20 protein-coding genes and 1 riboswitch are annotated in these 22,085 nt (G+C 48.0%); of the genes, 10 read left to right on the top strand and 10 right to left on the bottom strand.

All coding sequences use genetic code 11. The features are described from left to right. Window positions 1-12: 12 nt before the first annotated feature. The 4 genes from ACKU41_RS05680 to ACKU41_RS05665 all read left to right on the top strand — a co-directional run bounded on the left by ACKU41_RS05680 (window position 13) and on the right by ACKU41_RS05665 (window position 6,555). Entirely contained in the window at window positions 13-579 is a 567-nt protein-coding gene (locus ACKU41_RS05680) for a chemotaxis protein CheW (protein ID WP_321404590.1), read from the top strand. A gap of 32 nt (window positions 580-611) precedes the next feature. Beyond that, window positions 612-2,900, top strand: coding sequence for a response regulator (locus tag ACKU41_RS05675; RefSeq protein WP_321404588.1), 2,289 nt, complete (start codon window positions 612-614; stop codon window positions 2,898-2,900). Window positions 2,901-3,026: 126 nt separating this feature from the next. Beyond that, a complete protein-coding gene (gene cheB, locus ACKU41_RS05670; protein WP_321404587.1) occupies window positions 3,027-4,103 on the top strand; it encodes a chemotaxis-specific protein-glutamate methyltransferase CheB in 1,077 nt (358 codons plus the stop codon). Further along, a complete protein-coding gene (locus ACKU41_RS05665; protein WP_321404585.1) occupies window positions 4,093-6,555 on the top strand; it encodes a response regulator in 2,463 nt (820 codons plus the stop codon). The genes cheB and ACKU41_RS05665 overlap by 11 nt, the downstream gene beginning before the upstream one ends. Window positions 6,556-6,638: 83 nt before the next feature. Here the strand turns inward: ACKU41_RS05665 and pgm are convergent, their stop codons facing one another. The 6 genes from pgm to ACKU41_RS05635 all read right to left on the bottom strand — a co-directional run bounded on the left by pgm (window position 6,639) and on the right by ACKU41_RS05635 (window position 11,588). Further along, window positions 6,639-8,288 carry a phosphoglucomutase (alpha-D-glucose-1,6-bisphosphate-dependent) gene (gene pgm / locus ACKU41_RS05660; RefSeq protein WP_321404584.1) on the bottom strand — a complete coding sequence of 550 codons (1,650 nt, stop codon included), beginning with the start codon at window positions 8,286-8,288 and terminating at the stop codon, window positions 6,639-6,641. Window positions 8,289-8,536: 248 nt separating this feature from the next. Further along, window positions 8,537-8,983 carry a hypothetical protein gene (locus ACKU41_RS05655; protein ID WP_321404583.1) on the bottom strand — a complete coding sequence of 149 codons (447 nt, stop codon included), beginning with the start codon at window positions 8,981-8,983 and terminating at the stop codon, window positions 8,537-8,539. A gap of 254 nt (window positions 8,984-9,237) precedes the next feature. After that, the gene (locus ACKU41_RS05650) at window positions 9,238-9,858 is read right to left on the bottom strand and encodes a tetratricopeptide repeat protein (protein WP_321404582.1); all 621 of its coding nucleotides are present in this window, start codon (window positions 9,856-9,858) and stop codon (window positions 9,238-9,240) included. Between the two features lie 66 nt (window positions 9,859-9,924). Next, window positions 9,925-10,272 (bottom strand): hypothetical protein, encoded by a 348-nt coding sequence (locus tag ACKU41_RS05645; protein ID WP_319780351.1) that lies wholly within the window; start codon window positions 10,270-10,272, stop codon window positions 9,925-9,927. A 16-nt stretch (window positions 10,273-10,288) separates the two neighbouring features. Beyond that, window positions 10,289-11,059 carry a YkgJ family cysteine cluster protein gene (locus tag ACKU41_RS05640; RefSeq protein ID WP_321404580.1) on the bottom strand — a complete coding sequence of 257 codons (771 nt, stop codon included), beginning with the start codon at window positions 11,057-11,059 and terminating at the stop codon, window positions 10,289-10,291. A gap of 340 nt (window positions 11,060-11,399) precedes the next feature. Next, window positions 11,400-11,588 (bottom strand): ferredoxin, encoded by a 189-nt coding sequence (locus tag ACKU41_RS05635; RefSeq protein WP_319780348.1) that lies wholly within the window; start codon window positions 11,586-11,588, stop codon window positions 11,400-11,402. 337 nt (window positions 11,589-11,925) lie between these two features. Here ACKU41_RS05635 and ACKU41_RS05630 point away from each other — a divergent pair, with 337 nt between their 5' ends. Both ACKU41_RS05630 and ACKU41_RS05625 read left to right on the top strand, forming a co-directional pair. Then, window positions 11,926-13,125, top strand: coding sequence for an aminopeptidase (locus ACKU41_RS05630; protein ID WP_321404578.1), 1,200 nt, complete (start codon window positions 11,926-11,928; stop codon window positions 13,123-13,125). A gap of 238 nt (window positions 13,126-13,363) precedes the next feature. Further along, a complete protein-coding gene (locus ACKU41_RS05625) occupies window positions 13,364-13,825 on the top strand; it encodes a hypothetical protein (protein ID WP_319780346.1) in 462 nt (153 codons plus the stop codon). A 66-nt stretch (window positions 13,826-13,891) separates the two neighbouring features. Here ACKU41_RS05625 and ACKU41_RS05620 read toward each other — a convergent pair whose 3' ends face one another. Next, window positions 13,892-15,133, bottom strand: a complete 1,242-nt coding sequence (locus ACKU41_RS05620; protein WP_321404576.1) for an amino acid permease — start codon at window positions 15,131-15,133, stop codon at window positions 13,892-13,894. A gap of 117 nt (window positions 15,134-15,250) precedes the next feature. Here ACKU41_RS05620 and ACKU41_RS05615 point away from each other — a divergent pair, with 117 nt between their 5' ends. The 3 genes from ACKU41_RS05615 (at window position 15,251) to glyA (ending at window position 18,124) form a co-directional block, all read left to right on the top strand. Further along, the gene (locus ACKU41_RS05615) at window positions 15,251-16,141 is read left to right on the top strand and encodes a LysR family transcriptional regulator (protein ID WP_321404574.1); all 891 of its coding nucleotides are present in this window, start codon (window positions 15,251-15,253) and stop codon (window positions 16,139-16,141) included. Window positions 16,142-16,214: 73 nt separating this feature from the next. Continuing rightward, window positions 16,215-16,658 carry a hypothetical protein gene (locus ACKU41_RS05610; RefSeq protein ID WP_321404573.1) on the top strand — a complete coding sequence of 148 codons (444 nt, stop codon included), beginning with the start codon at window positions 16,215-16,217 and terminating at the stop codon, window positions 16,656-16,658. A 67-nt stretch (window positions 16,659-16,725) separates the two neighbouring features. Further along, window positions 16,726-16,814: riboswitch (ZMP/ZTP riboswitch) on the top strand. Between the two features lie 53 nt (window positions 16,815-16,867). Beyond that, window positions 16,868-18,124 (top strand): serine hydroxymethyltransferase, encoded by a 1,257-nt coding sequence (glyA, locus tag ACKU41_RS05605; protein WP_319780342.1) that lies wholly within the window; start codon window positions 16,868-16,870, stop codon window positions 18,122-18,124. Window positions 18,125-18,423: 299 nt separating this feature from the next. Here glyA and ACKU41_RS05600 read toward each other — a convergent pair whose 3' ends face one another. Then, window positions 18,424-19,023 carry a phosphatase PAP2 family protein gene (locus ACKU41_RS05600; protein ID WP_321404571.1) on the bottom strand — a complete coding sequence of 200 codons (600 nt, stop codon included), beginning with the start codon at window positions 19,021-19,023 and terminating at the stop codon, window positions 18,424-18,426. 326 nt (window positions 19,024-19,349) lie between these two features. Between ACKU41_RS05600 and ACKU41_RS05595 the strand changes: the two genes are divergently transcribed. Next, a complete protein-coding gene (locus tag ACKU41_RS05595; protein WP_321404570.1) occupies window positions 19,350-20,462 on the top strand; it encodes a glycosyltransferase family 4 protein in 1,113 nt (370 codons plus the stop codon). Between the two features lie 160 nt (window positions 20,463-20,622). Here the strand turns inward: ACKU41_RS05595 and hisF are convergent, their stop codons facing one another. Further along, on the bottom strand, window positions 20,623-21,402 hold the full coding sequence (gene hisF, locus ACKU41_RS05590; protein ID WP_319780339.1) for an imidazole glycerol phosphate synthase subunit HisF: 780 nt from the start codon (window positions 21,400-21,402) through the stop codon (window positions 20,623-20,625). Next, window positions 21,395-22,033 carry an imidazole glycerol phosphate synthase subunit HisH gene (gene hisH / locus ACKU41_RS05585; protein ID WP_319780338.1) on the bottom strand — a complete coding sequence of 213 codons (639 nt, stop codon included), beginning with the start codon at window positions 22,031-22,033 and terminating at the stop codon, window positions 21,395-21,397. The genes hisF and hisH overlap by 8 nt, the downstream gene beginning before the upstream one ends. Between the last annotated feature and the right edge of the window lie 52 nt (window positions 22,034-22,085).

Raw genomic sequence — 22,085 nt, 5'->3', positions numbered from 1 at the left:
AAAGGTGGAATCATGGAAAGCAGCACATTGGATTATTTAAAAAAAGAAAGTGACAGGGAGTTGCTCCGCAAAAGGGCGAAAAAAATGGCATTGCAGACTTCTTTGGAGAATTCTGCATCTGAGAATGTTGCCGGAGGGAGCGACTATGTTTTTTTTCGTCTGGGACCGGATGTCTACGGTCTGGAAACTTCCATTGTCAAAGAGGTTATGATTCCTGAAGATATCGTAGCCGTTCCCTGCACCCCTGATTTTCACCTTGGAGTGCTCAGTGTGCGTGGGCATCTCTGGGCGGTCATTGATATGTGTAAGTTTTTAGGAATCCGTGAAGGATTGGAGTTTGAAAATCCGGGTGTAGTCATGCTTTCCGGCGGGGAATCTGAATTTTGTATTGCCGTTGATGAAATCCTTGGAGTCAGCCGGATACCGGAAGGGGAGCTTAAAGCCTTACCCAAAGGTGATGGCCGGATTTCCGAATACAGCCTTGGTGTTACTGACGATAGGAAGATCGTTTTGGACGGAGAGGCTTTTCTGCAGGATGAATCGTTGATTGTGAATGAATTTGTAGGCAGTGATATCTAGGGCTGTTTAAAGGATAATCCTGGGAGTTGGGTATGTCCATGATCGGTGGTGATCTTAAGCAGAGACTGCTTAAAGCATTCAGGGGGGAAAGTGTCGACAGGATGCAGGTCCTTTCCGCTGATTTTATGCGGCTTGAAAAAGGTTGTGGCAAGGAAGAACTGGCCATGGTTGTCGAATCTTCCTACCGCGAACTGCACAGCCTCAAAGGAGCGGCAAGAGCAGTAGGGCTCAGTGCGGTGGAGGAATTCTGCCAGACATTTGAGTCGTTTTTTTTCGTACTTAAGAAAATGGAGCTGGTTCCTTCTTCTTCAACCTGTTCCCTGATGCTTGGCTGGCTTGATCTTCTGGATGGCCTTCTGCGAGAAGAAAATGATTCCGCAGGGGCGACAGCAGCGGCACCGGTTATGCTGGCTTTATCCCGTATGAAAGAGCTGGTAGATTCACCACAGCAAATTGAGGCCGGCGGAAATGATGCCGCAGGTGGGGGAGCCGCCGTTGAGGTCATTGCGTCCGGGGATGATGCAGCTGACTGTTCACATAAACCTGCTGCCGCAGAGACGGATAGACATGAAAATTTGTCGACTCTTGGCGGTATGGGCGATACCGTCCGGGTCAGTTCTTCTTTTTTGACCGGTCTTCTCCTGCAGACAGAGGAGTTGATTTCATCGCGAAATTCTCAGCGGGCCAGAGTTAGGGAAGTTGCCGAACTCGAAAATATGCTTGCCGATTATGTTCGTTCTTTTAATGAAGTTTACGAACGCCGGATGGACAGTCTTTCGGAAGAAGAGTTGAAGGTTAATGACCTGATGAGTAGAAAGCTAAAGGCGTTTTCCCAAAAAGCAGGTGCGCTTGCAGCTTCTGCCCGGAAGGCTGAGTGGGATCTCACATCCAAAGTTGATGGTCTGCTGAATGATTTTAAGGATTCCATGCTGCTCCCTTTTTCTTCGCTTTTGGATGTGTTTCCTCGTATTGTCCGTAAGCTGAGTCTGGAACAGGGCAAGGAGTGCAGACTGGAGACCAGTGGCGCGAAGGTGCGTATTGACCGCAGGATTCTTGAAATGCTCCATGATCCTCTCATTCATATGATTCGTAACTCCATTGATCACGGAATTGAAAGCAAAGAGGAACGGATCGCCAAGGGGAAGGACCCTGTCGGCAGCATTCAGTTTTCAATAACCCAGACCGACCGGGATGCGGTCAAGATGATTTACGGTGATGACGGACGGGGAATAGATCAGGACCGTCTCAAGGCCGTTGCCGTTAGCAAGGGGATTATTTCCGTAGAAGAAGCGGAAAAAATGGATCGCCGTTCCGTGTTGGAGTTGATATTTCTTTCCGGCATGTCAACTAGTGAGATAATCACTGATATTTCAGGCCGAGGACTGGGAATGGCTATTGTCCGTGACAAGGTGGAATCCCTCGGAGGCAGCATTGTGCTTGCCAGCCCCAAAGGGAAAGGTATCAGGGTAATATTTAATATCCCAGTTGCCCTTACTTCGTTTAGGGGTATAGTTGTGGAATCCGGTGGCAGGCAGCACGTGATTCCAAAATCCGGTATCCGTAAGGTCATGCTGGTCCGGCAGGAAGACATTATAACTGCCGGGGGCAAGGAAACCGTTTCGGCTTATGGCAGACCGCTTCCATTGGTCCACCTTGCGGATGTTCTGGAGCAGGAACGCAGTGATCAGGAAGGTGATGCCTTGGCAGTCCTAATCATAGGGAAAGGACGCAAGGCTGTGGCCATCAGTGTTGACGGCCTTTCAGGTGAGCAGGAAGTGATGGCTAAAAGTATGGGCTCGCTGCTGAGGAGAGTCCGCAATGTTTCCGGTTTTTCCATGCTGGGCTCAGGTCAACTTGCTCCTATTCTGCATACCCCGGATATGACCCGAACTGCTTTGGAAATTCATTCACGAGGCCGGGTACGGCCTGTTGTGAACAGGCAGGCTGTGGCTGAAGTCAAAACTGTGCTTGTAGCCGAAGACTCCATTACCTCGCGTATGTTGCTCAAAAATGTGCTGGAAGCAGCCGGGTACAATGTGGTTACAGCTATGGATGGTCTGGATGCCCTGCACAAGATTGAAGACTCTTTGCCGGATGTTCTTGTCTCTGATGTGGAGATGCCCCGGATGGATGGTTTTACCTTGACTTCCAAAGTAAGAAAGTTGGACGGCTGCTCCAGCCTGCCGATAATTCTTGTTACTTCGCTTGGCTCTGCGGAGGACCGTGAGCGTGGAGTTGAGGCCGGGGCGGATGCCTATATAATCAAGTCAAGCTTCGATCAGGGTAATCTGCTGGAAGTTATTAACCGCTTGGCAGGTTGAGCTGAATATTTTTTTTAGGCCGGTGATTTTTTATCAGATGAATACGTTTGCATGGCGGAAAGTTAGAGTGTAGATGATACTTCCGAATGTGTATGTATTAAAATGACCTGATTGGGGATAGATTTAGTGATCAAGGTTTTGATTGTAGACGATTCGGCTTCTGTACGCATGCTTTTTGCGGAGCTGTTCAAGCGTGAGGATGATTTTGAGGTAGTCGGCTGTGCGGAAGACGGTTACTCAGCCCTGCGTATGGTTCGTGATTTAAAGCCTGATGTGGTCACTATGGACGTTAACCTTCCTGATTGTGACGGTTTCAGGGTAACCCGGATGATCATGGAGCAAAATCCGGTACCAATTGTTGTTATCAGTGCCGTTTACAGTGCTTCAGATGCGGAAATAGGTTTCCGGCTTATCGATACGGGAGCTCTTGCCTTCCACAACAAGCCCGCTTTGAAGAGTGAAAATTTTGAAGAACAGATGCAGGAGATAATCCTTTCCGTTCGTTTAATGTCGGAAGTGAAGGTTGTCCGGCGTAAAAGCCGGTACAGGAGTGGAACCGTACCCGAGCCACCTGCATCTTCAAGCATTGATTGCTTGCCAATGCCTTCTTCGTGTAAAGGCAAGGTCATATGTATCGGCGCTTCCACTGGAGGGCCGCAGGCAATTAAGTGTGTTCTGTCTTCATTGCCCAATAATTTCCCTGCTCCGATCCTGATAGTGCAGCATATGTCCGAGGGGTTTACCGACGGTCTGGTGAACTGGTTGAAAAATAATACCGGGCATGATGTCTGTGTTGCCGCTCACGGTGATGTCTTGAAGTCCGGCCGTGTTTATTTTGCTCCTGAAGGCTTGCATATGGAAATTTCTGCTGGACTGAAGATAGTACTCACTGCCGGGCCGTGCGTGAATGAAATAAGGCCTTCAGCTTCAGTCCTTTTCAGTTCAGCTGCCCGTAATCTTGGTAGTTCCGTAGTAGGGGTGCTCCTTACAGGAATGGGGCGGGACGGCGCTGATGGTCTGCTTGAGATCAAAAACAGTGGCGGATATACTATTGCTCAGGATAAAGAGAGTTCAATTGTATTCGGAATGCCCGGTGAGGCAGTGAAAATCGGCGCTGCCAAGTCTATTTTACCTATCAATAATATCGGAGCGCATCTTTGCAGGATTTTTCTGGGGTTGCCGGAGGGAAGTCGTGCCAAATAATCATATTCTGGTGGTGGAAGACAGCTTAACGCAGGCAGTTAAACTGGAATATATCCTTTTTGACAAGGGGTTTCAGGTTTCCCTTGCGTCCAACGGGGAAAATGCCCTTGAGTTGATGGAAGAAAGAAAAGTCGATCTGGTCATCAGCGATGTTGTCATGCCCGGTATGGACGGTTACGAACTTTGCGAAAGGATCAGGGCAAGTAGTAGATATAAGGATGTCCCGGTAATTCTCCTGACCAGTCTTTCCGATCCGGGTGACATCATCAAAGGTTTGAAAAGCGGAGCCACAAACTTTGTCACTAAGCCTTATGACGAGGGCTTTTTGCTGGCCCGTATTGAGTCCGTTCTAAGGAACAGGTCATTTGATTCCGGTGATTCTACTGTTCAGGAAGTGGATTTTGAATTTCAGGGCGTCAAGCATGTGCTGAAGGCTGATTTCAGTCAGGTCTTCCACCTGCTGCTGGCTACTTATGAAAATACTCTTCTGCAATCCCGGCAGCTTGATGTTGCCAACCGTAAACTGGTTGCCCGTGAGGAACAGTTGAGCTCCGTACTGGGGTCCATGTCCGCCAAGATCGCTGTCCTTGACCCGGAAATGAAAATTGTTGCCGCAAATGAGTCCTGGAGGGAGCTTTTTGTCCCCGGTATAACTGAGGAAGCTTTGGACGGGCTGGAATTTAAGGATGCGATATATTCATCTGGTTGTCTTCGTGGTTCTTTGAGTGAACTTATGGACGGGGTGCGTTCTGTAGTAAAAGGCATCAGCAAAAAGTTTTCCTCTGAATATTCTTTTGACAGCATGGGCAGGTCCTGCTGGTATTTGCTTGAAGTCACTCCCATGCAGGGAGAATCCGGAGGTGCGGTTGCTTCCTTTATTGAGATAACCGACCGTAAGGAGATGGAGCGGGAAATTTTGAGGGCACGCGATGTAGCTGAAAAAGCCAATCGTTTTAAATCCCGTTTCCTTGCTTCCATGAGTCATGAAATTCGTACCCCGTTAAATGCCATTGTCGGCTTGACCGATCTTACCTTGCGGTCCGAGCTTTCCGCGAAACAAACCGAGAGTCTTGAGCTTGTGAAACTATCTGCAGATCAGCTCCTGACTTTGATCAACGATATTCTTGATCTTTCTAAAGTGGAAGCCCGCATGCTGACACTGGAGGAAACAGATTTTTGTCTGGCGGAGGCCATGCAGGATGTTGTCAAAAGCATGGAGCAGCAGGCCTGTGACAAGGGGTTGGCTTTAAATATTGATGTCGCTGACGATGTTCCGAAGGCTGTTTCGGGAGATCTGGTCCGTTTGAAGCAGGTTTTATACAACCTTGTTGGTAATTCCATTAAATTTACAGGGCATGGCGGAGTTTTTGTTCAGGTCAGCAAACTTGAGGAGCGTGTTGATACCGGAGAAGTCGTTATCCAGGTCGCGGTTCGCGATACCGGTATAGGCATCCCTGATGAAAAGCAGGCTATTATTTTTGAAAGTTTTCGGCAGGCGGATGATTCTACTACCCGCAAATTCGGTGGAACCGGGTTGGGGCTGGCTATTTCACGCGAGCTGGTGGAAATGATGGGCGGACAAATCAGGGTTAACAGCTCTGAGGATTGCGGCAGTGTCTTCACTTTTTCCGTAGTCCTCAAAATCGGCAATCCGGAGAAAGTTGACTGCGTGGACTCCGGGTTTATTTCCGGGGCTGTCGGGGTTGAATCTGAATATTCCATTCTGCTGGTGGAGGATAATCCCATTAACGTGCTGGTGGCAACCAGCCTGCTGGAGAAGATGGGGCATAGTGTACATGTGGCTTCCAACGGTTTGGAGGCGGTCAGCATGCTTTCAGGCATTGATGTGGATCTTGTGCTCATGGATCTTGAAATGCCGGAAATGGACGGTTTCAGTGCATCGAGCTGTATCCGTAGCGGAAAGGCCGGTGATGCAGCCCGCAATGTTCCGATTATAGCCATGTCTGCTCATGCCATGGCCGGGGTTAAGGAGAAATGTACCGAATCCGGGATGAATAATTATATCGCCAAGCCGGTACAGTATGTCGCTTTGCAGGAAGTTATCATCCAAACCATGACTAAAGGCAACAGGGTTGTCCCTTTCGTTGAAAAGCCTGCGCCCTGTGATGAGGGTGTGTTGGACCGTGATAAGGCTGAAGTCATGTATCAGGGGGACAGTTCTTTGTATAACGAATTGTGCTCCATGTTTTTTAATGATGTCCGCACTGAAATTAAAAATCTGAAACATGCCATCAGTAGCGATGGCACTGTTGCTAAGCGCATTGCGCACACCATGAAGAGCAGCTGTGCGGCTATTTGTGCTCCCCATGCACGTGAGGCTGCTGTCTTGCTTGAAAAAGCCATTGTTGATGGGGATGCAGTAAAGGTTGAAGAATGTCTTGTCCGTTTTGAAGAGGAAGCAGAGCGGATTTGTGATGAATTGGATTCGTGAGTAAATAAATTGATTTTTAATTTAAAAAGAGCAGTCGGCCATGTGGCGGACTGCTCTTTTTTATTATGATCTGGGTCTTGTTTTTATTTCAATGCAACTTCAAATGCTGCATTGACTATTTTTGCTGCTTCTTCCTGAATTGCCACCAGATGGGCAAGTCCTTTGAAGGATTCTGCGTAGATCTTGTAAATTGATTCCGTTCCAGAGGGGCGGGCAGCAAACCAGCCGTTTTCGGTCACTACTTTGAGACCGCCGATAGCCTCTCCGTTACCGGGGGCGGCTGTGAGTCGTTCTTCGATTGTTTCCCCTGCAAGGGTTTTGGCTTTGACCATATCCGGCGTAAGGATGCTGAATGCCTTCTTCTGTTCTTCGGTGGCCGGGGTATCAATGCGTTTGTACACTGGATGGCCGAATTGTTTTTCAAGGGCAGTGTAATGTTCGCCCGGATCCTGTTCGGTGATGGCGGTAATCTCTGCTGCCAGCAGGTTCATGATTATACCGTCTTTGTCTGTGGTCCAGACCTTACCGTCTTTCCGCAGGAAGGATGCACCGGCGCTTTCTTCACCGCCGAAGCCGCAAGTTCCGTCCAGCAGAGGTTCCACGAACCATTTAAAGCCCACCGGAACTTCCATGAGCGGACGGTTGATTGACTTGGCTACCCGGTCAATCATGGAGCTGGATACAAGGGTTTTGCCGACGGTGAGTTTATCGCTCCACTGCGGCCTGTGCTTATAAAGATATTCAATAGCAACGGCCAGATAGTGGTTGGGGTTCATCAGTCCACGGCTTTTGGTTACTATGCCGTGTCTGTCAGTATCCGGGTCGTTGGCGAATGAAATATCATATTGGTATTTCAGTTCTATAAGGCCGGCCATAGCGTATGGGGAGGAACAATCCATGCGGATTTTGCCGTCCTTGTCCACATGCATGAAAGAGTATGAGGGGTCCAGCTTCTTGTTGACCACATTAATATTCAAGCCGTAGGTCTCAGCAATGGGTTCCCAGAAATCAATGGCGGCCCCGCCAAGAGGGTCTACGCCGATACTCAGGCCTGCGGATGCTATTGCCTTCATGTCGACGATGTTTTCCAGGTCATCCACATAGGGAGTTATGAAATCAAATTCTTTTGTTGTATCGGCTTTAATAGCGCGGTTGAACGGAATACGTTTTACATCTTTAAGACCGTTTTTGAGGATTTCATTGGCCCGGTTCTGGATTGTGCTGGTGATAACTGTCCCAGCAGGTCCTGCATTTGGCGGGTTGTATTTAAAACCGCCGTCACGCGGGGGATTGTGGGAAGGGGTTATCACAACTCCATCGGCAAAACCGTCATTTCGGCCTTTGTTGTAGGCAAGAATGGCGTGAGAGATTGCGGGGGTAGGAGTAAAGCCCTTGTCGTTGAGAAGTACGGTTACGCCGTTTGCCGCGAAAACTTCAAGGGCTGAAATCTGGGCCGGTTCCGAAAGGGCATGGGGATCTTTCCCCATGAAGAGCGGTCCTGAATATCCTTTTGATTTTCTGTATTCGCAGATAGCCTGAGCTATGGCGTAAATGTGGGCCTCGTTGAAGGACCCGTCAAGGGCTGATCCTCGGTGTCCGGAAGTCCCGAATGCTACAAGGTGAGAATCAATGGAAGGATCAGGTTTTACGGTATAATAAGCTGAGACTAATCTCGGTATGTTTTCCAGAATGCCTGCTGGAGCAAGTTGACCTGCCAGTTTGCTTAGTGCCATTTAAGCCTCCGTATTTTTAGTACCGATAAAGAATATCAAAGAAATATAAAAAGACAACAGTTAACAGATGTTTTTAAGCTGATTGTAACCTGCTTTTCATTAGACTCTTTTTTGTGACAAATAGCAGGTTGCTCCGTCCTTTGTCTATAATTCTCGGTAGGTATCGCAGGTGGAATTTGGGCAATAAGCGAGTATTGATGTAAAATTAAGTAAATAAAGTTTATGCCTATTTTGTTTTTGCTCAATATTTATCCGTGAAAAATGAAATCCCAGTTTAGTGCAGTTCCGTAGAGCAGGCACACCCCGATGATAAGGGATATGAATGAAAATAAAATTTCTTTAATTTCTGTTTTATGTGGATTTTTGAGAAGTCCGAAGAGTTGCATGGGCAGGGCCAGTCCCCGGAGGCAGAAGATTGTACTGATAATCAGCAGCACCGGGCCCAGCAGTGGCAGACGATTGAATTTACCTGCTCCGGAAAAAGCGTAAAGACCGAATGTTGCAAGTACTGTGGCGATAAATGCAGTTAAAAACGGTGGAATAAGGGAGTGTTTTTCCGCAAGAGTGCTTAGGTCTTCCCCGGCACCGAAGTAACGGTAGGCTGTTGGGCCTACAACAATGATTACTATGTGCAGGATTGCAATCAGGAAGCAGGCCATGCCGCCGAAAGTGAGCAGGGTGGTCGGGTCATACATAATTGTCAGAGCTATTCATTTTCGATGTTTTCCGTGATGTGTGCCATGATGCAAGTCTCGTCGGCAAAGGTAAACAGAACAGAAAAGTTTTTGACTTAAGAGAAATATAGAACAGAACCGTAAAAATTACGAGAGGCCTACCCTCTGAAAAATATGTTCAGAAGAAAATTATATTCGTAAGAAAAAGTCCCCCGGTCCAGTTCGGACCGGGGGACTCGGGTAAATCATTATGAGTCAGGCTGTCTGACTGTTGATTAACGGTGCTTCTCAAGTTCCTTAAGGAAATCAGGGGATACGTCAAAGCCGGTCTCAACAGCTTTGTCCACACATTCGATAGCTTTTTTGTAGTCTTCTTTCTCGGTGTAGCACAGTGCGAGGTTGTTCCAAGCGGGACCGAAGTTATCAGCAAGCTTGAGGGCTTTTTCGCAGACTTCGATGCAGTCATCCAGTTCGCCTTCATTGAAGTATGCTGCGCCGAGAGTGGAGAGAGCCTGTACAAAGTTGGGATCGTATTTGATAGCGCGTTTCAGGGCTTTGATGGCTTTGTCGGTTTCACCCTGTTCCATGTAGACGTAGCCTATGTTGCCCCAGGGAACAGCGAAGAACGGACGCTGCTGGGTTGCGGTGATGTTGTAGCGCAGGCAGCCGTCAAGGTCGCCGCGCTGCATTGCGATACCACCGAGCTGGACGTATGCTTCGGCCATTTTGGGGGATTCATCAATGGCTACGAGGAATTCGCGTTCAGCTTCCATGAAGTCCCTTTTGGAAAGGTAAGCAACACCGAGGTTGTAACGGGTGTTACTGCAGGTGGGGCTTGCTTCTTTCTTTTTTTTCAGGTCCGCAATATAATCATCAATATTATCAAATTTCTGCATATGAAAAACCTCTTATATTTGCAAAAGATTGTCGTTGTTGGTGTGCCGATGGTCGTTCAGCTTGAACTAAGCGTTTCTGCCTTCTTTTTTTAGCAGTTCATCGTACCAGACGCAAAAGTCATAAATGGGCCGCACTTTTTCGAAGTTCATGACCAGCATCACCCCGAATTCGGATGCTGCCTGAGCATATTCGGAGTTTCTGTTCACGTGGACTTCACGGAGGAATTCTTCACAAAGCTGTTGTGATGTTCTTCCGGTTATGTCCTGACGCAGGTCAATGGGATCGAAAGGTTTTGCAAAGGGGTCCCATTCATCATATCCGATTTTGTCGACAAACTTGCGCCTGCGCGGCGAAAGCTTTTCGTACATGTATCGTTTTTGTTCTTCCTGTTCTTCCAGAGTAGGATTGTCCATTATTGCCTCCTGTTTGCTAATTCTCGGGCATTGCGCCGAGTTCAACAGAATAGTTACAGGTGGCGCATGCGGATTTGTCTTTGTCGCAGGTTCCGCAGGCTTCGGATTGTTCTGCCGCAGGAGCTTCGGGTTCCGGTTTGTCTCCGGTGTTGGCGCCGAGGTATTCCGGTGTGTAGTCGGTTACCAGTGCCATGGAGAGGGGGACCAGTACTTCTGGGAGTTCTGTTAAGGAAGAGTTGATGGAAGCGGCGAGTTCTTCGCTAAGCTGCATCAGCTTGGACTGCAGGGTGTCCATGTTGATTGTGGGGTAGGATTTACCGGGGGTAAAGCCTGATTTCTGACAGGAGTGGGCCTGTCCGCCGATATTCATGGGTACGCCATAAATGCGGCAAGTCAACGGTCTGTAGTCATAGAGGGCACAGAGGTTGTTTTCTTTCAGGCAGGGGCATTTGACCCTTGCAAGGGAAATTTCCTTGAGGATTTCTGTTGTGGAGGCTCCGGACTGGCTGGCTTTGAAAGCCCTTCTTTTGATCTTGTGGATCAGCCTGTCCGCTTTGTCCGCTTCCTGCATGATCTCGGAGCGGTCCATACCACTGTAATTTTCATTGAACTTGCGGTTGATGTAGATAGCTTCCACAAGGGTCAGATCGAAGAGGGCGTGGCAGCAGTCGCTGCAACCTTTGGCACATTTGATGCCGTCTTCAGTCTGTTCGGATATTTTATTGAATGTCTTGTCCACTTCAGCGACAAGAGCTTCATATTTTTGAAAAATTTCTTTGAACTCCAAAGCAAAACCTCCGTGAAAAAATATGTTCAGAGTTATGGCGGATTAAACCGCGCAAACTCGTATAAGCTAAGTCTTATTGTTCAGCAGTCAATTGGCTGCATGAAAATAATTACTGATTTTGAAACCGACCCCGCGTGACGGTTTTTGAAACAGGCACAGGCTGCATGCCGGGGGGGCGCATAAAAAGAGGAAAGGAAGAGGGGGGAGGAGAAAAAGAAATCCGGCTCCGGCAGGCTGGTTCAATGAACATTTTAAAAGTTAACTGGCCTCAATTAAAGAGCAGGCGGGAATCTGGGCTAACCCTGATTCCCGCCTTAAAATCTTCGTAATGAAGAACTTTCTACTGCTCTTCGATGGTGATAGCATCCTGTTCGCAAACTTCGATACAGGATTCACAGCCGAGGCATTCGTCTTCGTTTACAGCTACTGCTTTGCCGTCCTGAAGTTCGTAAACTTCAGTGGGACATACATCAACGCATTCGCCGTCGCCGTTACATTTGTCAGTATCAATAGTGATAACGTAGCTCATAGAGTTACCCTCCAAAAAGATTGATTTTTTTAGCCTCTGGTAGCCTGCGTACAAAGCCGACAGGCTACGCAGTCTATAACAATTAGGATTGAGCCGGAACTTTCCAGCTTTTACCCCCGACTCAGGGCTATTGAACTGTGGATATCCACAAGACTTCCTCATGTCAAGAAGTCAGGTACTAAAAAGTACAAGAAACATCTTAATCATATGACTAAGGATTTCAAGTACAGATTATGATTTTCATTTATAGGTGATATTTGCTTCCTCATTGAGGATGACTTTAGCGGTGCATTGAATTAATAGATGGTTTTTAAAAGCAATTTTATCAGGAGTAATTATGCTGACAAAAGAACAGCTTGATAAATATGTAGATGCTCTGTGGTGGGGGCTGACCACCGCACGGACCAAACCGTATGAAAAAGGTGATCTGATCATGGTCCGTTATGAAGTTGAGGCTCTGCCCCTTGCCGAGGCGGTATTCAAGCGTCTCATTGATGAAGGACTTAATCCGGTGCCGCGAATGACCTTGACTTCCGAAATGGAGAAAAGTTTTTACGGTGACGGAAATGAAGACCAGTTGCGTTACATCGCTCCCGGTGAAGAGGAGTTTACCAGCGCCTTGAATGGACTGATCGTGCTGCTTGCTCCTTCTTCACTCACCCACCTTGCCGGGGTTGACCCTTCCCGAATGGGTAAATGTGCAGTGGCCCGTAAATTCCTGCGTGATATTATGGAGAAGCGGGAACAGAATGGAGAACTGGGTTGGACTTTATGTTCTTACCCCACCAAGGCGCTTGCAGAGTCCGCAGGGCTTTCTCTTGAAGATTTTACCGCCCAGATTGTGAAGGCCTGTTATCTCGATGAAGATGATCCGGCTGCCTGCTGGAAGGGCGTTTTTGACAAGGCCTCCGAAGTAAAAGACTGGCTGAACGGTCTGGGTATTGAGTCATATCGTGTGGTTTCAGAAGATATGGACCTGACGGTGAAACATGGTGACCTGCGTCAGTGGATCGGGGTTTCCGGTCACAATATACCCAGTTTTGAGCTGTTTATTTCCCCGGATTGGCGCGGAACTTCAGGCGTGTACTATGCTGACCAGCCTTCCTATCGTTCCGGTAACTATGTGGAAGGGGTGCGCATTGTTTTTGAAGATGGTGTAGCCAGGGAAGTCACAGCAAAAGAGGGCGAGGAGTTTGTCAAGAAGCAACTGGCAATGGATGAGGGAGCTTCCAAGCTTGGTGAATTTTCCCTTACCGACCGCCGTTTTTCGCGTATAGATAAATTCATGGCCAATACTCTCTACGACGAGAACTACGGCGGAGAGTTCGGTAACTGCCACGTTGCCGTAGGTTCTTCCTATCCTGATACTTATGCCGGAGATCAGGCTGAGCTTGATGGCCGGATGAAAGAAGAATTGGGCTATAATACTTCGGCTCTGCACTGGGATCTGGTAAACACTCAGGATAAAACTGTTTACGCGACTCTCAGGGATGGCAGCGAAGTGGTTATTTATAAGTCCGGAGAGTTCCAGATTTAAAGTTTCGCTGCTGAAACACGAAACTGTCGTTATCAATCCGGCTGGCTTTGGTCTGCCGGATTTTTTTGGGAGGTGGCGTTTTTTGATTTACATAATTAAAGTCGTATTCAGTTCTATAGCTGGGTATTTTTTTTCAAATATTTGTATGGGGTGTTAATGTCGGCCTGTCGTGGGTTTCTTGACTGAGTTGTGTGTTCTGGTTATTTCTCATCCAGGGTAAGTCGGTGGAGGTTATCCCATGAAAAAAATATTCAGCGTTCTGGCCTTGCTGGTCCTATTGGTTGTTCCGGCACAGGCTTTTGCTTCTTATTACTACACTCTCGAAGGTTCTGCCGGGGCGATTAATGATGGTGGCGGTTTGGCAAGTATTTCTGGAATTTCCGTTGGTAATACCGGAAGTTATCTAGTTGAAATTGATGCTGATCAGACTGGTCCTTATACCAAGGGCAATGGGAAAAATCAGTCTTATCTGGAAATTCTAAATTTGAGTTCTGATTTCAGTGACCTGACTGTGGGGTCAACTGTTAACCTGACTTATGAGTCAGCGTTTAATACAAACTGGAGCGCCCCCCAGATTGCGGTAACCAATTTAAAGGCGGACGAAGCTTCAAATGTAGTTCCAATTCCCATACCCGGTGCAGCATTCATTCTGCTCGGCGGTCTGGGAGTTGTTGGATTTGTGAAGCGCATATTCATTTAAGAACTACAGAAGGTAGACAGTAAAGCCGGAACCTTGATCCTTATGGGATTACGGTTCCGGCTTTTCTTATTTTTTAGCGAAAGCAAATGGCGGGATTCTTCTGCGGATTAAAGTGAGTATACTTACTGTGGCAAGTACCAGCAACGAACAGGAGGATGAAAATGCCAGCAGGGTACAAAAACCGAAGCTAAGGACTAAGCAGGAGAGGCGTACTGCTGGTGATTTGAATATTTTCAGGGCTGCTCCCACGGCGATTAATGAATTGGCGAGAAAGAATACATTGGCAAACGCGACCAACTCTTCTAGGGAGACCACTCCATTATGGAGCAGAAGCAGGTTTACCATATGGATGAAGCATAGGAGCATGATTGCTGATGACGGAGCATTGTTAGCATTGGTTTTCGCCAGAATGGATGGCAGCTTACCTTTGTCTGCGAGTGTTGCGATAAGCCGGGAAATCCCGCCGATGATCATCAGGTAGGTGCATATACACAATATGCAGGTAATCAGCATGATCGTTAAGTTCGCATAGCCGCCAAGTAAGGGTGTTACAATTTGGGCAATGTTTAAGGAGTCATGCTTGCTTTTATCAATTGAATGCATGGCCCAGCCTGTCAGCAGATATACTGTGCTGACTGTGCTGACGCCAATAATGGTTGCCAATGGAATTGTCCGTTTGGGGTTGCGCACCTCCATAGAGTAATTGCCGATGATTTCCCAGCCGATTATGGCCCAGAATAGCAGCAGCAGGCTGGAGCCGAGAGTCGGAAAATCAGGTGTGTTTACAGGTGTCGGGCTTACAGGGTTTAAATTTATTGTCGTGAGGCTACCGCTGATCATGATCAAACCGATGGCAATGCTGGCAATGAGCGAGATGGTGCTGACAAAGGTCACCCTGCGTAACAAAATAGAAGCGCATATGAGTACCATGAATGCGGCAGTGCTAGAAATCTGGGCAGCGGACAGGTTGAATGTGTGTGCGATGGACTCTGCTGCGGTCATCATGACTGGTACAGGGCCAACGCAGACGGCACAGATGATATAGTTGGAGGCCAGTTGCGCGGCCTTCTCGCCGAATGCTTTATGTATGGCAATGGGAACTCCTTCCGATCCGGGATAGGCAACTGCCAGTCGTGCGAAGAGCGATGCAAATACAGCTCCCAGTGCCATGATTATCAGCCAGGCAGTCACTGTCCAATCTCCAAGTTTTGCTTCTGCCATAGGCGGAAGCAGAATCACGCCGGAACCTAGAACGGCTCCGGCCAGTAGTCCTCCTAGTTGAATTGGACCCATTTGCTTGTTTTTCATCTTATACCTTCCTGAATTTGATGGACGGAGCTTAGCAATGTTTTTGTTATCTGAAAAACTGAATATTCAGATTGAAATGTTCACTAAAACAGATAAGGATGGAGTCAGGAGGATTGCATGGAGATTCGGCATTTATTATCATTCAAGGAAATTGTTGAACAAGGCAGCTTTATGAAGGCTGCGCAACTGCTCAATTACGCTCAGTCGTCAATCACATCTCATGTGCGCGTGATTGAGGATTTTTATGGGCAGCCCGTTTTTGACCGTCTTGGTAAGCGTGTGGTCCTTAACTCGTTTGGGGAACGTCTTTACCACAGGGTTTTACCCTTGCTGGCCGGGTATGATGATCTCTGTGGATTGAAAAATGAAGTGGGGGAACCTGCAGGCCAGTTGCGTATTGGTGCTCCGGAATCAACCATGCTTTACCGGTTATCTCCGGTGCTGCAGAAATATAAATCTTTGTATCCAAAGGTAGAGCTGATCATGCATAATTCCACCTGTCCTGATATGCGCGGCCTGCTACGTGACGGAAGCCTTGATATGGCAGTGTTGTTGGACCGTATGGTGGATGAGGATGAGTTGATCTGCAAACCGCTATTTGATGAACCCATGTGTGTAGTCCTCCCGCGTGAATATCCTGCTGACGAGTTAATCTATTCCCCTTCCCATGCGGTGCTTTATACGGAAGCCGGGTGCAGTTACCGGCAGATTTTCCAACAGTTGCTGGCTGATAAAGATATCAAGGCTGACAATATAATCGAGACCGCCAGCGTGGAGGTCATCAAGCAATACCTGCTCTGTAATATAGGGGTTTCTTTCCTGCCGGGGATAGTAGTCCGTAAGGAACTATCCAATGGCAGACTCAAGGCTATACCATGGAAATCCCTTAATCCTATCCTGATCCAGATTGTCCATCACAAGGATAAGTGGATTTCTCCGGCCATGAAAGAATTCATGCGGTTGCTTGAAGAAGCTGCGCTGGGGTGGAGTTCGGCTGTTTCAGGCTAAACTTGTTATTTAGGTTCAATTGAAATAGGTTGTCGCATAATCAATTTGTTAAGCAAATGAGGAACACATAGACATGGCAAAACATTACCAGCCCCGCATGCATTCTGCAGAGCATATCTTAAATCAGGTGATGGTTCGTAAATTTAGTTGTGACCGTTGTTTCAGCGCGCATATCAACAAGAAGAAATCCAAGTGCGATTATAAATTCGAGCGCGGTTTGACTGACGCGGAAGCTGGCGAAATCGAGCAGGGCGTTAACGATATTATTTCATCTAATCTGGTGGTTACTGAACAGATGATCAGTCTTCGAGAGGCGGATGACCGCTTTAATTTGACCCGTCTTCCTGAAGGTGTAACCGAGGTTCGGGTTGTTAATATAGGTGATTTCGATGCCTGCCCCTGTATCGGTGAGCATGTGGAAAACACTAATGAAATAGGTGACTTCAAGATGATTTCACATAGCTTTGAAGATGGTGTTTTGCGTATCCGCTACAAGCTTGGTGAACCTGAAGTTTGAGTTTATTTGTAAAAACTTGTTTACAACGGCTGAATCTGTTGCTAATCGTAGATCAGCTTTTTGAATATACATTCCGTGCAACTGGCGATGTAATGTGGAATTAACCACAGGGAAACACGGAGTTTTTGTTACCTGCCGCTCGCCTGGGCCTCGTCTTTTTCAAGACGTGCTTCCTTGCCTCTCCATGAGGCTGATCTAAAGGAGTGCCCATGCAGGAATATCGAAATCTTCTCCAATCAAACGACCCCGAAATTTTCAGTGCTCTTTCCGGCGAAGAATCTCGCCAGAGAGCTGGTATTGAACTGATCCCTTCTGAAAATTACACCTATCCCGAAGTGCTCTGCACCCTCGGCAGTGTTTTCACAAACAAATACTCCGAAGGTTATCCCGGCAGACGCTACTACGGCGGTCAGGAATTTACCGACACCATAGAAGACATTGCCCGTGAGCGGGCGAAAAAGGTCTTCCGTTGTGAACATGCCAATGTGCAGCCTCTATCCGGTTCTCCCATGAACCAGGCTGTATACCTCGGCCTTCTTGAACCAGGCGACACTATTCTGGCCATGGATCTCTCTCATGGCGGGCATCTTACTCACGGTGCTCCGGTTTCCTTCATGGGTAAGCTTTTTAACTTCATTCGCTACAAAACCAATCCGGTTGACGGCGCGATTGATTTTGATGAGCTGCGTAAAACCGCCCTTGAGCACAAACCGAAAATGATCCTTTGCGGTTACACCTCCTACCCCCGCGATCTGGATTACTCTGCGTTCAAGAAAATTGCTGATGAAGTAGGGGCCATCACTATGACTGATGCCTCCCATTACGGCGGACTGATTGCAGCCGATGTAATCCGCAACCCCTTTGATTTCGGCTTTGATGTCGTCACTTCCACTTCACATAAATCCCTGCGCGGTCCCCGTGGCGGAATGATTTTTTGTAAAAAAGAATTTGCCACTAGGATCGACAAGGCAGTTTTCCCCGGCCTGCAGGGTGGACCGCATATGAATACTATTGCCGGTATTGCGGTAACTCTTAAGAAAGCGCTGGAGCCTGAATTCAAGGAATACGGCAAACAGGTGCTGCTTAATGCGAAAACATTGGCGGATGAGCTGATTAAGTCCGGTGCCTCCCTTGTAACCGGAGGAACTGACAATCATATGATGGTCCTTGATACTGAGAAGAGCTACGGCATAAATGGCAAAGTTGCCGAGGAGCTTCTCGACGAGGTAGCGATCACCACCAATAAGCAGATCATCCCCGATGATCCCAATCCACCCTTGAAGCCCAGTGGCATCAGGATAGGTACTCCCGCAGCTACCTCCCGAGGTATGAAGGAGGCCGATATGGTTAAACTGGCGGGCTGGATCACCACCATTCTCCAAAATCCTGAAGATAAAAATCTGGCCGATACCACCCGGTCAGAAATAGAATCTTTCTGCTCAAGGTTCCCGGTTCCGGGAATCTAGTTGAAAATTCCTTCCTTACTATGTGTCCGGGATTCCACGCATCCCCGGGAATCCCGGACAAAAAATTTCTCACCGGTGCTGGCTGAAAATTTATTGTAAATTGTCTTGTGGGTAACAACTTTTTTGGCCAGCCCGGTTATTTTTTACTACCTCCATCCTTCCTATAAAAAATCGACTTGAACCATCAGGATCAAGTCGATTTTTTATTTTGTTAAGATGCGCTTCGCTTCTTTCATGAATTTATTTCGTCTTCGGCAGCCCAGCCGGGGGCCTTAAATCTTTTAATCAGCGTCATTGTGTTACGGCCTGTACTTTTCCGGCAACTTAAATTTCAGCCAGTAGCTCCAGAGCAGCCATACTGAAATTGCTATACAGCCCCCTAATGCCCATCCTGCCATGACATCGGTGGGAAAATGTTTACCGAGATAAAGCCGTGAGTATCCTACACCTATAGGTAGAAGGAGCATCCACGGGCGCAGTCGGCGGAAGAAGAACATAAGCATGACCGCTAATGCCATGGAGTTTGCCGCGTGGGCTGAAGGGTATGAATTGCCGCGTTCTTTTGTCTGTTGGTAATCAAGCGGCCTGCGTTGCCATTTGCCGTCGTCTTTGAAATATGTCTGGGCGATTGAGTTCAGCGGGCGGACTCTGCCGATGGATTTTTTGATCAGGTTAGTGGAAAAATCGGCAAGCCCCATTGTGGCGGATATAAGCAGAATTATGACCAGAAATCTGGCTCCTTTTTTCCAAACCCCGAAAACCGTGACTAGTGTGATAATCGTCCAGAGCAGAGCAGCAGAGGAAAGCATGGGCATGGCAATGTCCAGCCAGTGTTTGCGGAATATCTGGTTAACCAGAATGAACACCTGCATATCCAGCGGTTGGGTATAAAACGGCACTTATTTCTCCTGTGTGGGCGTTTTCCTTGGCAAGACGGTTGTTTCCGAATAACATCCCCGTCCGTTGCGATAATCTTAAGCTCGTAAATTTTTTCAGGCAGCATTAATGCCGCCGGATCATGGTCTGCGAGTATCAATATAAATAAAAGCCCGCAAGGGATCAGACTGCTGATAAAGCACCATCTGCGTCCGTGCTGCGAAAAATACTGAAATTCACATATGCTTAATACGCATTTTTCCAGTATTTTTCTTGCGCCTAGCATCTGGCACTTTCTCAACAGTCTGACGCTTTTGTGAGTAACCAGATATTTTAAATATAGATGAACATGAAAAGAATAGCTTTGATCCTGCCCCGTTTCAGCCGTTACGGAGGGGTGGAACGTTTTGGGTACAACTTAAGTGCGGCTCTTGTTGATGCCGGATATGCCGTTGATTTTATTTGCGCCCGTGCCGAGGATGCTCCTCCGCAGGGTGTGAGTATAATAGATGTAGGGCGGTATGGTTTGTGCCGGGCCGGTAAACTGTTTTGGTTTGTTCTGGCTGCTGAAAGAACCCGCAGAAATGGGAATTATGATCTGACCATAAGTCTCGGCAAGTCACTTAATCAGGATGTTCTGCGCATCGGTGGCGGGCCGCTGGAATCATTCTGGGCGCTTTCACAGCGGGCATGGCCTGCCGGCTTTGCCCGGTCTTTTAAAATGTTTCGCCGTCGTACAGCTCCGGTCAACCTGCTTATTAAATACATTGAGCGTAAACAGGCGGCATCAGATTGCCGCATGGTTTGCGTGTCCCACCGGGTGCGCGATTGGATGATTGATTCCCATCCCTCACTTAGCGGACGCAAAATTGATGTGTTTTATAACAAGCCGGATCTGTCCTTGTTCAGCCCGCTTAATCAGGAAGAAAGAAATTTAGCACGTACAGAATTTTCCCTGTCTGATAATGATATTCTTATTTCTACTGCAACTACTAATTTCGCACTCAAGGGTGTCTCATTCCTCATTAAGTCTCTTGCCGAACTTCCCGCAAATTATCATCTGCAGGTTGCAGGAGGGCGTAATCCCTCCAAGTACATAAAACTAGCGGAAGAATTTGGGATAGCAGACCGGGTGCGGTTTCTCGGTAAGGTGGAGGACATGCCTACACTTTATGGGCGTTCAGATGTTTTCGTGCTTCCTTCGTTTTATGATGCCTGCTCCAACTCGGTGCTTGAGGCTCTGGCCTGCGGGTGTCCGGTAATCAGTTCCCGCGACAATGGAAGCAGTTACTTCCTGCCTGACGAGCAGATTATTGATGATCCCTCTGATTACATGAAGCTGGCCGGGATGATCAGCGCGACCGCTATGAAAGACAGTTGCGAACCATTCCAATGGCCGGATGATGTGCCGTGCGGAATTGAGCCGTATCTACAACTGGTAGAAGAGTTGCTGAACAAATAAGAAAAGGCGAAGTTGAGAAATCAACCTCGCCTTTAAAGTTTTTAATAGCACGATCAGCCAAGCTGGCAACTGCCCAATCAATTAAAAGTTTTTGAAGAGTTCAGAGAAACTTTTTTCAAAAAGTTTCTTTGGCCCTCGGAGAGCCGCCGGAGGCATGCCTTTACCAGCTGTTGCGGACACGCACACCCTTGGAAGCCATGTAATCTTTCAGCTGCGGGATGGTGTAATCTCCGTAGTGAACGATGGAGGCGATGAGCGCTGCAGTGGCACGGCCTTTGGTTACGGCATCGACCATGTGCTGCGGATTGCCTGCACCGCCGGATGCGATAACGGGAATCTGTACGCTTTCGGCCACAAGGCGGGTAAGTTCGAGGTCATACCCGGTTTTTACGCCGTCAGCGTCAATGGAGTTGAGGCAGATTTCGCCTGCTCCGAGTGATTCCCCGGTTTTGGCCCATTCCAGAGCATCAATGCCCATGTATTTGCGGCCGCCGTTGATGACGATCTCGAAACCGGAAGGAATTTTTTCGGATTTTTCAACGCGTTTAACATCCATGCCGAGGACCACACACTGGGAACCGAATGCAGCGGCTCCTTCGCTGATGATGTCCGGATTCTTAACCGCACCGGAGTTCACGGAAACCTTTTCAGCTCCGGCAAGGAGTACGTCACGCATATCCTTTACGGAGTTGATGCCGCCGCCCACCGAGAAGGGAATGAATATTTCCGAAGCAACACGTTCTACTACGTCGAGGAAGATTCCGCGACCTTCGGATGATGCTGTTATGTCGTAGAAGACGATTTCGTCTGCACCCTGTTCGTAGTAGAGGCGAGCGGTTTCCACGGGATCGCCGATATCGACATTGCCTTTGAATTTGATGCCCTTGGTGAGGACTCCGTTCCTTACATCAAGGCAAGGGATGACTCTTTTACTAAGCATCGGAAACCTCCTTGCAGTATTCATAGAAATTGGAAAGCAGCTTCAGGCCGGGGCGTCCGCTCTTTTCGGGGTGGAACTGAACGGCCCACAGTCCTTCGCGTCCATGCAGGGAGCAGAAGGGGCGCCCATAGATGGTTTCACCGATGATGTATTTTTCTTCGGGAGCCGGATAGTAACTGTGTACGAAATAAAAATGTGCTTCAGGGTCAACGTCCTTGAAAAGGATGCAGTCCTGCTTGAGTTCAATCTGGTTCCAGCCCATGTGGGGAACACGGATGGGTATGCCTTCGTAGTCTTCCCATGAAGGGTTGAAGAGACGGCATTCTCCGGGGATTACGGAAAGAGCCTGAGTGTCGTTTTCTTCGCTGTAATCCAGAAGAATCTGACAGCCGACACAGATTCCGAGCAGCGGTTTTTTCTGCTGCACGAGATCTTTCAGAAGTTCATCCAGTCCACCGGATGTGAGTTCATCCATGGCCTGCCCGGCAGCTCCGACACCGGGAAAGATGATGCCTGTTGCGTTGGACAGAATTTCCTTGTCGGCAGTGATCTGATTCGGAATGCCGAGTTTATTCAGTGCGCGCTGCACACTGGTCTGGTTTCCGGCCTTGTAGTCAAGAATCGCCAGCATGAGAGGGGCCCCCTTGTGTTTGTTAAATACTTATTGAACCGCAGAAGTCTGT

Origin of the sequence: Maridesulfovibrio sp., from assembly GCF_963678865.1 — a bacterium.
In the GTDB taxonomy this organism is placed as follows: domain Bacteria; phylum Desulfobacterota; class Desulfovibrionia; order Desulfovibrionales; family Desulfovibrionaceae; genus Maridesulfovibrio.
Note: the sequence above shows the minus strand (reverse complement) of the source record. Positions and strands in the feature narration are given on the sequence as shown.

Bases quoted from the DNA above. Each gene is read 5' to 3' on its own strand.
- ACKU41_RS05680 (WP_321404590.1), top strand. From the start codon at position 13: ATGGAAAGCAGCACATTGGATTATTTAAAAAAAGAAAGTGACAGGGAG.
- ACKU41_RS05675 (WP_321404588.1), top strand. From the start codon at position 612: ATGTCCATGATCGGTGGTGATCTTAAGCAGAGACTGCTTAAAGCATTC.
- pgm (WP_321404584.1), bottom strand. From the start codon at position 8,288: ATGGCACTAAGCAAACTGGCAGGTCAACTTGCTCCAGCAGGCATTCTG.
- ACKU41_RS05655 (WP_321404583.1), bottom strand. From the start codon at position 8,983: ATGTATGACCCGACCACCCTGCTCACTTTCGGCGGCATGGCCTGCTTC.
- ACKU41_RS05650 (WP_321404582.1), bottom strand. From the start codon at position 9,858: ATGCAGAAATTTGATAATATTGATGATTATATTGCGGACCTGAAAAAA.
- ACKU41_RS05645 (WP_319780351.1), bottom strand. From the start codon at position 10,272: ATGGACAATCCTACTCTGGAAGAACAGGAAGAACAAAAACGATACATG.
- ACKU41_RS05635 (WP_319780348.1), bottom strand. From the start codon at position 11,588: ATGAGCTACGTTATCACTATTGATACTGACAAATGTAACGGCGACGGC.
- ACKU41_RS05630 (WP_321404578.1), top strand. From the start codon at position 11,926: ATGCTGACAAAAGAACAGCTTGATAAATATGTAGATGCTCTGTGGTGG.
- ACKU41_RS05625 (WP_319780346.1), top strand. From the start codon at position 13,364: ATGAAAAAAATATTCAGCGTTCTGGCCTTGCTGGTCCTATTGGTTGTT.
- ACKU41_RS05620 (WP_321404576.1), bottom strand. From the start codon at position 15,133: ATGAAAAACAAGCAAATGGGTCCAATTCAACTAGGAGGACTACTGGCC.
- ACKU41_RS05615 (WP_321404574.1), top strand. From the start codon at position 15,251: ATGGAGATTCGGCATTTATTATCATTCAAGGAAATTGTTGAACAAGGC.
- ACKU41_RS05610 (WP_321404573.1), top strand. From the start codon at position 16,215: ATGGCAAAACATTACCAGCCCCGCATGCATTCTGCAGAGCATATCTTA.
- glyA (WP_319780342.1), top strand. From the start codon at position 16,868: ATGCAGGAATATCGAAATCTTCTCCAATCAAACGACCCCGAAATTTTC.
- ACKU41_RS05595 (WP_321404570.1), top strand. From the start codon at position 19,350: ATGAAAAGAATAGCTTTGATCCTGCCCCGTTTCAGCCGTTACGGAGGG.
- hisF (WP_319780339.1), bottom strand. From the start codon at position 21,402: ATGCTTAGTAAAAGAGTCATCCCTTGCCTTGATGTAAGGAACGGAGTC.
- hisH (WP_319780338.1), bottom strand. From the start codon at position 22,033: ATGCTGGCGATTCTTGACTACAAGGCCGGAAACCAGACCAGTGTGCAG.